The organism is Veillonella sp. CAG:933 (assembly GCF_000431435.1).
In the GTDB taxonomy this organism is placed as follows: Bacteria; Bacillota; Negativicutes; order Veillonellales; family Veillonellaceae; genus Veillonella_A.
On record NZ_HF986162.1, the window covers coordinates 1 to 13870 of the forward strand.

General features: G+C 50.3%; 21 protein-coding genes. 19 read left to right on the forward strand and 2 right to left on the reverse strand.

The window, feature by feature from the left end; all coding sequences use genetic code 11:
- The 19 genes from QZL64_RS02685 to QZL64_RS02775 form a co-directional block, all read left to right on the forward strand.
- Positions 1–1323, forward strand: a 1323-nt coding sequence (locus QZL64_RS02685) for a phage tail tape measure protein (RefSeq protein ID WP_296309223.1), incomplete at its 5' end; no start/stop codon positions are given.
- On the forward strand, positions 1323–2057 hold the full coding sequence (locus tag QZL64_RS02690; RefSeq protein WP_021840505.1) for a hypothetical protein: 735 nt from the start codon (positions 1323–1325) through the stop codon (positions 2055–2057). The genes QZL64_RS02685 and QZL64_RS02690, both read left to right, overlap by 1 nt.
- Positions 2032–3552 carry an XkdQ/YqbQ family protein gene (locus QZL64_RS02695; protein WP_021840506.1) on the forward strand — a complete coding sequence of 507 codons (1521 nt, stop codon included), beginning with the start codon at positions 2032–2034 and terminating at the stop codon, positions 3550–3552. The genes QZL64_RS02690 and QZL64_RS02695 overlap by 26 nt, the downstream gene beginning before the upstream one ends.
- A gap of 6 nt (positions 3553–3558) precedes the next feature.
- On the forward strand, positions 3559–3978 hold the full coding sequence (locus QZL64_RS02700) for a DUF2577 domain-containing protein (RefSeq protein ID WP_014128566.1): 420 nt from the start codon (positions 3559–3561) through the stop codon (positions 3976–3978).
- Positions 3971–4420, forward strand: a complete 450-nt coding sequence (locus tag QZL64_RS02705) for a DUF2634 domain-containing protein (protein ID WP_014128565.1) — start codon at positions 3971–3973, stop codon at positions 4418–4420. The genes QZL64_RS02700 and QZL64_RS02705 overlap by 8 nt, the downstream gene beginning before the upstream one ends.
- A complete protein-coding gene (locus QZL64_RS02710; RefSeq protein WP_021840507.1) occupies positions 4417–5484 on the forward strand; it encodes a baseplate J/gp47 family protein in 1068 nt (355 codons plus the stop codon). Before QZL64_RS02705 ends, QZL64_RS02710 begins: the two co-directional genes overlap by 4 nt.
- The gene (locus QZL64_RS02715; protein ID WP_296309226.1) at positions 5471–6037 is read left to right on the forward strand and encodes a putative phage tail protein; all 567 of its coding nucleotides are present in this window, start codon (positions 5471–5473) and stop codon (positions 6035–6037) included. Before QZL64_RS02710 ends, QZL64_RS02715 begins: the two co-directional genes overlap by 14 nt.
- Positions 6030–7013 carry a phage baseplate protein gene (locus tag QZL64_RS02720; RefSeq protein ID WP_014128562.1) on the forward strand — a complete coding sequence of 328 codons (984 nt, stop codon included), beginning with the start codon at positions 6030–6032 and terminating at the stop codon, positions 7011–7013. The genes QZL64_RS02715 and QZL64_RS02720 overlap by 8 nt, the downstream gene beginning before the upstream one ends.
- A 12-nt stretch (positions 7014–7025) precedes the next feature.
- Positions 7026–7298: a hypothetical protein gene (locus tag QZL64_RS02725; RefSeq protein ID WP_021840509.1), complete on the forward strand. Its 273-nt coding sequence runs from the start codon at positions 7026–7028 to the stop codon at positions 7296–7298.
- Positions 7295–7660, forward strand: a complete 366-nt coding sequence (locus QZL64_RS02730) for a hypothetical protein (RefSeq protein ID WP_021840510.1) — start codon at positions 7295–7297, stop codon at positions 7658–7660. The genes QZL64_RS02725 and QZL64_RS02730 overlap by 4 nt, the downstream gene beginning before the upstream one ends.
- Positions 7650–7862 (forward strand): hypothetical protein, encoded by a 213-nt coding sequence (locus QZL64_RS02735; RefSeq protein ID WP_014128559.1) that lies wholly within the window; start codon positions 7650–7652, stop codon positions 7860–7862. Before QZL64_RS02730 ends, QZL64_RS02735 begins: the two co-directional genes overlap by 11 nt.
- Positions 7863–7875: 13 nt before the next feature.
- Positions 7876–8382: a hypothetical protein gene (locus tag QZL64_RS02740; protein WP_021840511.1), complete on the forward strand. Its 507-nt coding sequence runs from the start codon at positions 7876–7878 to the stop codon at positions 8380–8382.
- A 12-nt stretch (positions 8383–8394) separates the two neighbouring features.
- Positions 8395–9252 (forward strand): hypothetical protein, encoded by an 858-nt coding sequence (locus QZL64_RS02745; RefSeq protein ID WP_014128557.1) that lies wholly within the window; start codon positions 8395–8397, stop codon positions 9250–9252.
- Positions 9249–9494: a hypothetical protein gene (locus QZL64_RS02750; protein WP_071818993.1), complete on the forward strand. Its 246-nt coding sequence runs from the start codon at positions 9249–9251 to the stop codon at positions 9492–9494. Before QZL64_RS02745 ends, QZL64_RS02750 begins: the two co-directional genes overlap by 4 nt.
- Complete coding sequence (locus tag QZL64_RS02755) at positions 9430–9987, forward strand: N-acetylmuramoyl-L-alanine amidase family protein (protein WP_014128556.1); 558 nt, start codon at positions 9430–9432, stop codon at positions 9985–9987. Before QZL64_RS02750 ends, QZL64_RS02755 begins: the two co-directional genes overlap by 65 nt.
- Positions 9988–9989: 2 nt before the next feature.
- Positions 9990–10256, forward strand: coding sequence for a hypothetical protein (locus QZL64_RS02760; protein ID WP_014128555.1), 267 nt, complete (start codon positions 9990–9992; stop codon positions 10254–10256).
- A 115-nt stretch (positions 10257–10371) separates the two neighbouring features.
- Positions 10372–10665, forward strand: a complete 294-nt coding sequence (locus QZL64_RS02765) for a hypothetical protein (protein ID WP_014128554.1) — start codon at positions 10372–10374, stop codon at positions 10663–10665.
- An 86-nt stretch (positions 10666–10751) separates the two neighbouring features.
- On the forward strand, positions 10752–10943 hold the full coding sequence (locus QZL64_RS02770; protein WP_021840512.1) for a hypothetical protein: 192 nt from the start codon (positions 10752–10754) through the stop codon (positions 10941–10943).
- Positions 10944–10962: 19 nt separating this feature from the next.
- On the forward strand, positions 10963–12030 hold the full coding sequence (locus QZL64_RS02775; RefSeq protein ID WP_014128553.1) for a DNA cytosine methyltransferase: 1068 nt from the start codon (positions 10963–10965) through the stop codon (positions 12028–12030).
- 28 nt (positions 12031–12058) lie between these two features.
- On the opposite strand, the gene QZL64_RS02780 is transcribed toward QZL64_RS02775, so the two are convergent.
- Positions 12059–13147 (reverse strand): restriction endonuclease, SacI family, encoded by a 1089-nt coding sequence (locus tag QZL64_RS02780; RefSeq protein WP_014128552.1) that lies wholly within the window; start codon positions 13145–13147, stop codon positions 12059–12061.
- Between the two features lie 2 nt (positions 13148–13149).
- Positions 13150–13809, reverse strand: coding sequence for a DNA-3-methyladenine glycosylase family protein (locus tag QZL64_RS02785; RefSeq protein ID WP_014128551.1), 660 nt, complete (start codon positions 13807–13809; stop codon positions 13150–13152).
- Positions 13810–13870 lie beyond the last annotated feature (61 nt).

Below are 13870 nucleotides of genomic sequence, written 5' to 3' on the forward strand. Positions count from 1 at the left end.
GCCGAAGCGGCGAAACTGGCTCAGTCCCTTGGCCTTGAGTTCAATGCGGCTCATCTGCAGAGCGTGGGCTGGGTGAAGTTCCTGGACGAAGTGAAGCGGGCGACAGGCGGCGATGCCGAACAGATGGCCCAGCTCTTTGGCTCTGTCGAGGGCCTGAACAGCATCCTGGTCCTGACGGGCAAGGGAGCCGGGGACTTCGATAAGGTCATGGACCAGATGGCCCAGTCTGCCGGCATGACCCGGGAAGCCTATGAGAAGATGCTGACCCCGTCGGAGCAGATGCAAATTACCATGAACCAGCTGAAGAATGCCGGCATGGATTTAGCAGTGTCGTTTACGCCGTACTTCAAGGCCATGTCGATGCGCGTCAAGGAACTGGCTGCCTGGTTTCGTGCGCTTACACCGGAACAGAAAACGCTGATTGGCCAGGTGGCTTTTGGCATCGTGACCTTCCAGCTCTTCGGTTCCACCCTGGGGCGGGTGCTGACGGTCGGCGGCAGGGCTTTTGGTACTTTCAACTCTATTGCCACGGGCATTAGCAAAGCCGGCAGTGTCTCGAAGTATCTCTCGACCCAGTTCAAAGGACTCATTCCGGTCTGCCGGGGCATTGCCATCGTGGCCAGGGGCATGGGCAGTACCTTTCTGACTGCCGGACGCATGATGATCACCATCATCCGTGCCGTAGGCGCCGCAGCCATGGCCAATCCCATCATTATCATCATTGCCGCGATTATTGCTGCCTTGTACCTTCTGTGGAGGAACTGGGATACCGTGTCGCATTATATCGAACAGGCTATACAGGCTGTATCGGACGCCGTCGATGCAGGGATGAACTGGATCAGTTCTGCCTGGGACGGAGCCATGAACGGCATCAGCGAGACGGCCTCCAGTATCTGGGAAAGCATCAAGGACACCTTTCGCAGCGGTGTGAACTGGGTCATCGACCAGGTGAACGGCCTGATTTCCAGCATCAACGGCCTGTCTATCGACATTCCGTCCCTGACGGGAGGGGCGCCGACCCATGTGGGATTTGATATCCCAAGTATCAGCCACTTTGAAAGCGGTGTCGAGAACTTTCGTGGCGGCTTTGCCGTCATCAATGAAGACCGCCGGGGCGAGCTGGTACACCTGCCCAACGGCAGTACGGTCATACCTCATGATGAAAGCATCCGTCAGGCCATGAACGCCGGCAGCGGCGGCATCACCATCTGCATTGATACGATGAACGTCCGCAGCGAGCAGGACATCGACGCCGTCGCTGAAAAACTCGTCGAAAAAATGAGACTGTACGGCATGAACCGCATGAAAGGAGCGACCCTCTGATGAGTTCTTTCTTAGCATCTCTGTTGAACGCCATCGGCCAGGCTGCATCTTCCCTCACGATTTCTCTCTCTTCTGAATCGGCAGCGGTGGTCTTTCCCGTCCTGCCTTCGGAGCTGATGGTATCTGTCAATACGAATCATGGCACGGTGAACATCAATAACTTCGGCGACTACCTCATGATGGGAAAGACGGGACTCAGGACACTGACCCTTTCCGGATTTTTCCCAGCACAGGATTATCCCTTTGCCATGATGGGCCTTGCGCCTTATACATACATCGCCCAACTGGAAACGATGCGTACCGGTGACAGCGTCTGTCAGCTGACGGTGTCGGATACGCCGCTTTCCATGCCCTGCCTGATTTCGTCCTTCAAGTTTGGTGAAAAGGACGGCAGCGGCGATGTCTATTACGAGCTGGGCCTGACGGAGTACCGCTACGTCACAGCACCGGAGACGGGAAAGACCGATGCTGCGACAGGGCTGAAGAAGCGGCCGGAATCGTTCTGGTCGAAGATGAAGAAGAACATCACCTATTATCCCGGTGACAGCATCGGCAACGTCATCGGCCGGGCCGTGGGGAAATCGGTGACGCTCAACAATGAGCAGTTCTCGAAGTTCCAGATCTATCGCAGCATCGTCCGTAACGGCGGTCTTTCGCCCGGGGATATCATCCGCCTGACGACGATGAACCTCAAAAGGAATGATGAAAATGTTCCAGTTGCAAAGAATCAATAAGAAAAGCAATACCGAGGATGCTCAGACGGAAGGCCAGAAAAAGCCCGAGAACGCAGACCTTACGGGCTGGCTGATTTGTGCAACTTGGTCCGGGGACGTCGAGCAGGCCGGACGCAGGCTGGAATTCGACCTGGCCTATACGACACGGGATAAATCTTGGCAGAATCCGGAACTGGAACTGGGGGACGAGGTGCTGTTTATCCACATTGACGATAAGACGCAGCAGACTGTCCACCTGTTCCAGGGACGTATTTTTGGCCGCAGCCGGGAGAGCGGCTCTTCCGTGATGCATTTTACAGCCTTTGACAATATCGTCTATCTGGCCAAGTCCCGCATGACCAAGAAGTACACGAACGTCACAGTGGCCGACGCCATCCGCCAGACCATCAATGACTTTTCTATTCCGGCCGGGACTATTCCCGACCTGCCCGTCACCTGCAATTTCATTGCCGATGATATCTCGGCTACGGAGGCTATCAAGCAGGCATTATCCTATCAGTCTGCACAGGATGGAAAGGGATACCATATCTACATGACCGAAGGGAAGCTCAACGTGGTCTGCATGAATGACCAGGTGGTGGGGGACTTCCTGATCAGCGATGTGACGAATCTGACGGGCGCGTCTGTTTCTGAATCGGTGGAAGACATGGTATCGAAAGTGGTCGTCGTTGACAGTACGGGACAGACGAAGGGGGAGCTGCCCAATACTACAGACATCCAGAAATTTGGTCTCATCCAGGCCATTTGCAAGGCCGACCCTAAGCAGGACGATGCCTCGCAGGCAAGGGCCATGCTGAAGACCGTCGCCCATGACATGTCCATCCGGGCCATCGGTCATATCCAGTGCATCGCTGGGCTTTCTGTCTCAGTCCAGGAAGAACAGCTCAAGGGCCAGTTCTTCATCAAGTCGGACAGCCATAAAATCGAAGGCAACAAGCACCTGATGGAGCTGCATCTGGTATTCAACAAACTGCTGGATGAGCAGAAACAGGAACTGGACAGTACATCGTACAATGCCAACCCAGACTATGTGCCGCCAGCGGAAACGGAATCGACATCTTCTGTTCCTGCAGGTGGCGCTATCGCTGGCAGCAGTGTGGTCGATGCGTGCATGGCCAATTTCGAGGGTACCGTTTCTCCCTATGGCTCAGAAGGCTGTGTCGACCGGGCGACCATCGCTGCGGCGGGCTATTCCCCTTTTGTAGCGCAGGAATATAACAATGGCGTGAAAGGCTGCGACCAGCTGCGCGCCGATGCCGAAGCGCAGGGTATGGCTATCCCTTATGACCCGTCGCAGCTCGAAAAGGGCGACATCATCATGTACAACCGCTACAGCAAGCCGGACCCGAACTGGCATGTCGTCGTCTATGACGGAAGCGGCGGCTGCTGGGGCAACAGCTCCAATGTCTATGGCTGTTTTCATCACTACGAAGGCAGCATCGATATGGGGAGCGACTATTATCCGGCGACCATCATCAAGACATCGAGGGGGTGACAGGAGATGCAGAAAAATCCGTATATCAGCCTGCTGAATCTGATGGAGCAGGTCAGCCGCAGCAGCAATAGCCCGGACATTCAAATCGGGCAGATCCTTGCTTCGCCGCCAGAGATTAAAGTCCGTTACAACGGCATCATCCTGACGAAAGAGGAGCTGTGGATTTCCCATTATCTCCTGGCAGGTTATGGCCGCACGGCTAAAGGCCATCTGGTATCGGCGACACAGAACCGTGCCGGCGGCAGCGGCGATGCGGCTTACCAGTCCCATAATCATGATATCGATAATGCCTACACCGATTCCGTCATCTATACGGATACGCTGAAGCCCGGCATGTACGTGGCCATCATGCCCATGCTCATCAACGACCGGATTCAGCAGTACATTATTTTGGATGAGATTGTGAGGATTGATGGCCATGGCTGATCCTTTTGTAGCAATGAACAGCATCCAGGCAGCGAACCGGAATGAGTCGCTGCCTCTTTTTGTAGAATACGGCTATGACTTTGATAAGCAGTGCTTCCGCTACGACGAAAAAGGCCAGAACCTGATGGTGACGGAAAATGAAGCCCTCAAGGTCTGGATTTATAAGGCAATCCTCACCGAGCGGTATCGCTACTTGGCCTATGATGACAGCTATGGCATTACCATCGAGCCGTATCAGGGGAGAGCGCCAAACAGCCAGTATACGGCAGACAGGATTTGCCAGAATATCCGTGAGGGATTAATGGTGAATCCGTACATTGCCCGCATTAACCATATCGAGGTGGAGAAGCGGGAACGGGATGATTTGGCCATTACGGTTGACGTCACTTCCATTTACAGTGACGAATCATTGACCGTGACGGCAGGAAGGAGCGAGGCATGAGCAATTTATTCGATGCACAGACCAAAGACGTGATTGAAAGCCGCATGGTCCAGACCCTGCACACCATCACGGAAAAAGAGCAAAGTACCATGGAAGGTACCTTTGCCCGCGACCTGATTGACGCCAATGCCGTGGAATTTGAGAGCAGCTATGCCGAGATGGCCATGCTGCGCGACGCGGCCTTTGCCGAAACGTCCTGGGGCGACTACCTGACGCTGCGGGCAGCGGAATTTGGCGTCGATCGCAAGAAGGCCGTCAAAGCCAACGGCGAAGTCACGGTGACAGGGATGGCAGGGGCCTATATCATCCGCAGCAGTCTCTTCCAGACAAAAGACGGCCGGCGCTTTTACACCCTGGAGTCGGCCACCATTCCTGCCGGTGCCGCTGAGGTTACGATTCCTGTGGAAGCCGCCGATGCCGGGGCGACTGGCAATGTGGCCGAAGGAACGATTACAGAAATCCCCTATTCCATCCCGAATATCTCGGCAGTCGTTAACCATAAGAAATGCACCGATGGGGCGGATGAAGAAACGGATGACGCACTCCTTGCCCGGCTCCTGTTCCGGGTGCGCCAGCCTATCACCTCGGGCAATGCCAATCATTATCGTGACTGGGCCATGTCTGTCGATGGCGTCGGGAACTGCAAAGTCATCCCGCTCTGGCAGGGCAATGGCACGGTGAAGGTCATCATCGTCACGGCAGAGAATGAATCGGCATCGGCTGAACTGATACAGGAAGTCTATGACTACATCGAAAGCCAGCGGCCTATCGGTGCGACCGTGACCGTCGTTTCGCCGGCGCCATTATCCATTGATTTGACGGCAGATGTCTATGGCACAGCTAGCCCCGATGCCGTAAAGGCAGCCATGACAGCCTATCTCAAGCAGACGGGCTTCACGCTTTCTTATGTCAGCCTGGCCCAGATGGGGAAACTCCTCCTTTCCATCAGCGGCATTACGGATTATAAGGATTTGAAGCTTAATGGAAAAGCGGCCAACGTGGAACTGACGAACGAGCAGATCCCCGTGGTAGGGAAGGTGGTGCTGAACCTTGTCAGCCAATGACTGGATGCGGCAGAGCCGGATGGATATCCTGAAGTATTTGCCGCATTTCTTATCGAAAGACCCGATGTTCCACTGCGCGGCAGAAACCTGCAATGAGGAGCATGACCGTCTGCGCCTGGCTCTGCAGGACCTGGCGGACAACTTCTTCGTGAACACCGCCACCTGGGCGCTGCCGCTTTATGAATCGTTCCTGGGCATCAAGCCCAGTGACGGAGATAGTGACGAATTTCGCAGACAGCGGATTCTCTTCAAGCTGCAGCACGTGGATGTGTCTACAAAAGATTTCATGAACTCTATCATCAATCTCTACAGTGTCGGCCATATCGAGGAAGTCAATGAGGAATACTACTTCAAGGTGTACTGCATCATGAACGGCAAAGATACCACGACCTTGCAGAAGCTCATCACGCAGCTCAACATCTACAAGCCGGCCCATCTGGGATACGCCATCTACCTGGGTTATTCCTGGAATGGCAAGATTCACTGGAACGGAGAAGCCACCTTCTCGACGGCAACCATCGTATCCCAAAAAGGAGTGATGACAAATGGATGATTACAGCAAAGAGAAATGGTCTGCCGACTTCCCGGACCGTGCCGGACAGGAAGTCCGGCCCACAGAAGCTGTGGAGAATACGCTGGATTATGACGTGCTTTTCCCTCAATATCTTTCAGAAGACCCGGTCGTCTTCAATCAGCAGAACAAGACCGTGTCCCAGCTGGTCAGTAATGATGCCCGGCTCTATGAGCGGATTTCCGCTACGGCAGCCGACATCAATGCCCATCTGACCGATGCCAAGGCCCATGCCAGCGGCATCAGCGGCAATGCGGCCAGTGCGTCGAAGCTGCAGACGGGGCGGAAGATTCACCGGGTTGTCTTTGATGGCACGAAGGATATCACCCTGCCAGATTTCAGCGGTTGCGGCGAAAAGACGGCAGGCCAGAGCGGCATGGTCCCGTCACCTTCAGCCGGGAAGCTGAATACCGTCCTGCACAGCAATGGCAGCTGGGGCAAGGTCACCTACGCCGATATGGACGAGGAAGCCGTGGCTAAGATTCAGGCCTGTCCGTTCCCTGTCAATGCCATCTATATTTCCGCAGACGGGAAGAATCCGGCAACGTACTGGCCGGGTACGACCTGGGTGGCCTTTGCCATGGGCCGCTGCCTGATTGGTGCCGGTACGGCAGACAGCGGAACCATGTACAAGGCCGGGGACAAGCTGGGTGAGGAGAAGCACAACCTTACGATTCCAGAAACTCCGGCTCATGGCCATACAGTCGGAGACAGCGGAAATCATCGTCACTGGTCCTGCGGGTCATTGCCGCGCAACTTCCAGTGGGATGCCTGTGAAGGCAATGATGCACCTGTTGCCGTAGGTTATGGCGACGGTTGCTGGCATGGGAATCAGGTGGACGGGCATACCTCCTGGGATGGGAATCATTCCCACAGCCTTTCCCGGACGGGTGGTGGCCAGCCGCACAACAACATGCAGCCGTCCATCGTCGTGTACATGTTCCAGCGGACAGGCTAGGAGGTGAGGAATATGGCTGAATGGTTACAGATGGCCGCATCCTTGGTATCGGTCCTGATGCTCTGCGGCGTCATCTTTAATTTCAGCGTCATCAAGCCGCTGAATGAATCGGTGCGGAGCCTCCGGGACTGTATCGCAGAACTTCGCCGCCAGCTGTCGGATACGGAAGCCAAGCGGCAGAAGATGGCGGAACGGCTGTCCCGGGTGGAAGCCCTGGCAGAACATGCCCACCGCAGACTGGATGCCATGGAACAGCGGCAGCCGGGACAGGGGGGATGGAAATGAGCTTCTCTGTAGTGCAGAACCGGATCCGCCTTGTGAGGGGTGATTCGGCAGAAATCCGCCTGGTCATTTGCGACCGTGTGACGGGGGAACCTTTCATCCCTGGAAAGCACGATGAGCTGGCGTTCACGCTGAAACAAAACTTTGCCGATGAAAAGCCTGTCCTGACCAAGACACTGGAACAGGGCATCCGGCAGGAAGGGGCGGCGTGCTTCCTGGTTTTCTGGCCGGACGATACCCGGAACCTTCCCTGCGGCCGTTATATCTATGATGTGGAGCTGGTGCGGGAGAACGGATACACCGATACCCTTATTCCGCCCCGGCCTTTTTTCCTGGAAAGGGGCGTGACGGACAATGGCACATAAGGGGAACAACCTTGTCGGCATTCTTTCCATGCCCCAGGCCCCTTCCGGGGACTTTCAGGAAAGATGCATCGTCCCATCCGACGAGGAACAGGTCGTCACCGCTGACAGCGGTCATGCGGCCCTTTCCCGGGTGACGGTAGCTGCCATCCCGTCGAACTATGGCAGAATCAGCTTTAATGGCTATGAGTTGAAAGTCGAGTAAAGGAGCAATCAACATGGCGAAAAACGTAAAAATCAATTCGGTCGTGTATGCGGAAGTGCCGCAGGTTTCCATCCCTTTGGCAGAAGGGCAGGGGACAGCTGTCTTTTATGATACGACCGGGGCTGCGGCGGCATCGGGCGATATCCTGACGGGAAAATCCGCTTTTATCGGGAACGGCTTCGTCGCGGGTTCCATGCCCAATAACGGAGCCATCAGCGGCAGTATCAGCAAGGCCGATGGCACGTATACCATCCCGGCCGGGTTCCATAACGGCAAAGGGGCAGTCCGCATCAGCAGCGAGGAACAGGCCAAGCTGGTCAGCGGGAACATCAAGTCCGGGGTGACGGTCCTCGGCATCAGCGGCAAGTCCAGCGTAGTCGATACCAGTGATGCCACCGCCGCCGCGGGGACGATTGTCAGCGGTAAGACGGCCTACATCAATGGTACCAAGGTGACGGGCAGTCTGACGACCGTTTCCGTTTCCCAGGACAGCCTGACGAAAATCCTGACTGTCGAGTAAGGAGGGAAGGCCATGAAGGTAAATGTGACGATAGCCGGAGCCAGTTACAGCGAAGTGCCATCCATCCTGATTCCCCTAAAAAAAGGCGGCAGGGCACGGTTCTGCGAAGTGTCTGACACAACGGCGAAAGCCGCCGATGTGGCTAAGGGGAAAAAGTTTTATACTTCAGAGGGTGAACTGGTGACGGGGACGGCTGACCTGTCACAGGCAGATGCACGAAAGACGATAACCCTGATTCAAAAAGAGCATCAGACCATTACGCTTACCTGCAACCATCCGGAGTTATCCTCACAAACAGACTCAGATGGAAATACCGTATATGCTACAACGTATCAGGATACCTTGAGCATCAACTTGAAAGCAGATACCGATTATTATGCGGGGAAAATCACTATCAACGGGGAAGAGCAGGAAAACAGCAGTACCAATCCTCAACTTGCTTATATATCGGCACCCATCAGTAATGGCATGATTGTCAGTGCAACCGACGCCGCCCCGATTCCCACTGTTCCTTTTACAGATGTAAGCCTTACGATGACGGGACAGGGCACGCAGTGGCTGACTGGCCATATGCTTATGACGACGAAGCAATCCCCGGAAAGCCCTAAGATAGTCGGCGTGGGGGCTCTGGAAAATGGAAGCCGTAAAGGGCTGCTGTTCCTGTTGGATGAAGAAAAACGATATGCAGGTTGCAAAGTTGAACTTACGACAGGGACAGGAATATCGGATACCACAGAATTGTTCTATGAGAAAGATAATGATCTGGGGGTCATAATGATTGGGGAAATATCAGATGCTTTATATTCTTATCTGGCAGAATCTTCAGAGACAAATGCAGAAGTCATACTGACAGTTAAGGTGGTGGGATGAGTTTGTTTGAGAAAGTGAATATCCCCGACTGTATCGTCATTATCGGTCTGGTCACAGCACTAATCCTGGCGATTTTTTATGCCCTGAACGAACTGGCTATGTCCATTGCGTCAGGGCTTCTCGGTTACATCGGCGGCACCGTGAAGTCCGCCGTTCATCAGAAAGGAGAAGAAAAACATGAAAGTATTCCTGAATCCCGGCCATGCGCCGGGCGGCCATCCCGATCCGGGGGCCGTCAATAGTGAAAGCGGTCTGCGTGAGTGCGATGTCGCTTTGGCAGTCGGTCAATCTGCGGAAAGTTACCTGAATGCGGCAGGAGTAGCAACAGAACTGCTCCAGTCTGACAGCCTGGAGGAAATCTGCGAGGCCACCAATGCCAGTGATGCGGACATCTTCGTGTCCATCCACTGCAATGCCGCTGAATCCGAAGAAGCCAACGGCACGGAAACCTGGGCCTGTGCCGGCAGTTACCGTGGCAGCATGCTGGCTAGTTGCATCCAGAACCAGATTGTCGATGCCCTGGATACGACAGACCGGGGCGTGAAGATTGCCACGCCCGGCGTCAACGGCCTGTATGTCCTCACGAACACGGACATGCCCGCTGTCCTGGTCGAACTGGCCTTCATCACCAATCCTAGTGATGAAGAAATCCTGGCCAATGCTCAGGATGCCTTGGCCAGAGCAGTGGCACGGGGCATCACCGATTACGAACAGCTGATTCTAGGAGGTAAGTGACTATGAATCGTGATGAAATCAAGAAAGCCGTCGCCGATGCCGTCGTATCCTTTGCCAGGAGCGAAGCCGAAGCGGCCATCAAGTCCATCGACCTGGATGATGTCCAGAAGCTGGTGGAAGCGCAGATGAAGAACCTCACAGACCCGCTGGAAGCCGAAATCCAGACCACCACAAGCTGGTGGGTGAAGATCCGGAACAGGCTGTATATCACCTTGATGCAGCAGGCGGTCAAAGCCATCGTGGCTGATGTAAAACAGAAGATTGCATGAAAAGAGCCGGTATGGGACATCGGGAAGGATGTTCTGTACTGGCTTTTTATGTTACAATGAAAAATAAGAACTTTCAATGTCTGGACTGTAAATGGCTGATTGAGAGGAAAGCAACATGTGGAAGGTACTCACCGAAGAATTAAATCAAATCGGCTCTGAAGGCGGCAAGATTCTAAAAGATGAAGAATATAAAGGACAATGCCGTATTACCTTAGAACGATGCATTCGTTACGATGCCATCACCTGTGGTGTGTACGGCGAAATGGTTCACACTGCTTATTCTGATGCCAAAGATTCATCTTCTCTGTATGAATCAATGAAGAAAGAACTGCAGATGTTCATTGATGCAGATTTCGATGATGAAGAGAAACGTAGTGACTTTTATGAAGTCTTTGTAAATCGGTATTAAGAATAGCCGTAAGCCCTGTTTTTACTTGATATTGTTCGCTTAATGGTATAAAATCAGACATACGTAAATTCTGGAGATAAGTAATCATGGAATATATGACGGTTAAGGAAGCTTCTAAGAAGTGGAATATTACTATGCGACGTATTCAAGTGTTATGCAGCGAAGGAAGAATTGAAGGCGCTTTTCGTTTCAGTAGAGTGTGGGCAATTCCGATTGATGCACTTAAACCTATCGATGCAAGAATACATACAGGAAAATATATAAAAGCCAATAAATAAAGAAAGTAGAGTTGTTCATATGGATAAGAAAAAAACTGCGATTTCATTGTTTTCAGGTGCGGGAGGAATGGATGTTGGCTTTGAAAAAGCGGGAATCCAAGTTCTTGTTGCAAACGAAATTATGCCAGAAGCATCAGAAACTTATAAAGCCAATCATCAGGAAAGCAGAATGATTAATGATGACATCAACAATGTCATTAATGAGCTTGATAAGTATTCTGGAGTAGATTTTGTTTTTGGGGGGCCGCCTTGCCAAGGGTTTTCTGTAGCGGGTAAAATGGACCCTGATGATAGTCGAAGTAAATTGATTTTTACATTTCTGGATGTTATAAAAAAAGTACGGCCCAAGGCATTCGTGATGGAAAATGTAAAAGCTTTGGCAAAGTTAGAAAAGTGGGGGGACGTCAGAAAACGATATTTAGATACAGCCGCAATGTTAGGCTACCAATGCTTACCCTTTGTTTTGAATGCAACTGAGTTTAATGTTTCGCAAAAAAGGGAACGTGTATTTTTTGTTGGGGTTAGGGATAATTCAGACATCTTTTTCGAGTACCATATGAATGAGCTTTTAGATGAGGAAAAGAAAAAAGCCCCTATCATTAGAGACTTATTAAAAGATTTAGGAAAGGCTGGTACGGATAAAAACCCAAATACATGTACGGCCAAAATTACATTCGCAACTCATCCAATTATGAGAAAATCACCATATGCAGGAATGTACTTCAATGGCCAGGGAAGACCAATCAATATCGATGGATATGCAAATACGCTGCCAGCTTCTATGGGAGGAAACAAAACTCCTTTTGTAGATGAAGAATATTTGTACGGAAAGGCTGATGAAGACTGGGTAGTAAAATACCATAAAGGATTACTTGATGGATCAATAACTCCCCAATTCGAAGAAGCTCCAAAACGATTACGTCGTTTGACAATCAATGAAGCTATTCGTATACAGACTTTCCCTGATGACTATATTTTTTGTGGAAATAAAGGGAAAATATATACACAAATTGGTAATGCTGTACCTTGCAATCTAGCCGAGGCTGTAGCTAAAGCTACATTGAAGTACATGGAGAAGTATGAGTAAGGAACTCATATTTCTCCATCTTTATTAGTCAAATATGCTTCAACCCAAAAATTTGTTGACCTAAGGCGTCTAGGTATGCGATGACTTCTTCTTTGAATTTAGTGTCATGCGCAACTTTTAGAATGAACTTCATAAATTCTTTAGTGTCTGGTTCGGCGATACAGTTCAGTAAGCTAGAAAAGAATTCGTTATAGGGTACTACACGTAAGAAAAAATTTTTACTTAGATATTCTTGCTGAATATCATTAATGAAATCTGATTCAGGACATGCTCGAGGACCAAAAATAAATAACATATGATTTCCGCCTGCAGTAATAACTTTATCTGCAGCATGTCGAACATCTGGTTCAGAGAAATTTTTATCTTTTAATTCGTTAGAAGAAATTAACTCATTATCGACGTAGATATCTAAATCGCTGACTTCTCGTCCTGACGCACCGCTTTGATTAACGGGATGGACTTCGACTCTTGCACCAGGACGGTCTTTATAAATTAAATGATACGTTCCTGCAACCATTAAAGTAAGAATTTCACCTTCGAAGCTTTCTTTCAGCGCTTTTATGATGTATGTCCATAACAAAGCTGGGGTATTCGAAGTTTCACGTACATAGAAATTCAAAGATTTTTTTTGTGCATCTCGTAATTTGATTAATTTACAGAGTAAGTACACCAAACAATCAAATGCATCTTGTGATGTTTTTATTGTAGGTAAATTATCACATAATGCATTTAATATATTTTGGTCATTTCCTCTGCGAACTGCGTTGGTTTTGCTTAGTTCAGGGAACCGGGCCGGTTTGTTTAAAAAAGGTTCATTAGAGCCACCCATCGCTTTTTTTAAGACTTCCATCTCAAAAGGCACAATTACTTTATGACAAATTGTTCTTGCGTCATAGGCTCCTGGAAGCGTTGATTTCTTTTGAAGACAAAGAGGATTTATTTTTTCATCAGTAGCTTTAGATAAAAGAGCTGTAAACAGTACATATTTATAAGTCAGATGGGTGTTGTCAATAACATAATCAATTAACTCTTCATGTGTACAAGTTGACTCTGGATTATAACTCGCAACAGCATATGCTTTTTTTAGTATTTTTTCTGCTTCTTCTCGCATTCCCATAATTAATCATTCCTTTTAAATAGATGAAATTCTTTTTTTGTAAATCCCATGTCCAAAGCCCGGTAAAGAAACCGGGCAGCAATGGAGGAGTAGGGCTTCCACTTTTTACATTTCTTTTCTATGGATGCTCTCGACACATCTTCTGTTTTATAAAGCCATTTGTAGCTTTGTAAAAAAGCAACGTCTTCGAATGGCAGGATATCCTGTCTGTCCAGGACGAAGATCAAATACATCTTTGCAGTCCAAGTACCAATGCCGCGAAGACTGACTAATTCTTTGAGCGCAGCTTCATCTGTCATATCAGGAAACTTCGTAAAATCAAGTTCTCCTGTCAAGACGGCTGAAGCTGCGTTTTTTATATAGTTAGCCTTCGCAGTAGAAGTACCGATTGCCTTGATTTCCTCAACGGAGAGCTTTGAAATAGACTCCGGGGTTATCTGACCAGCACATAATTCTTCAAACCGCCCATAGATTTTGGCTCCGGCTTTTATCGACAGCATCTGCTCGATGATTTCATGGATCAGAAAAGGAAAGGGATTATCAGTGTGTGGTTCATAGGTAATCGGGCCAACCATGCTGATGACTTTTGTCAGTCGTTTATCTTTTTTGCATAAATATTGGACAGAAGGGCTGTCTTGATTCAAGGTGACGATAGCGGCCATAGAAGCTCCTTGTGTACACACCGTCTGTAAATTTTCTAAGCCGTGGTGTGTTTATATTGAG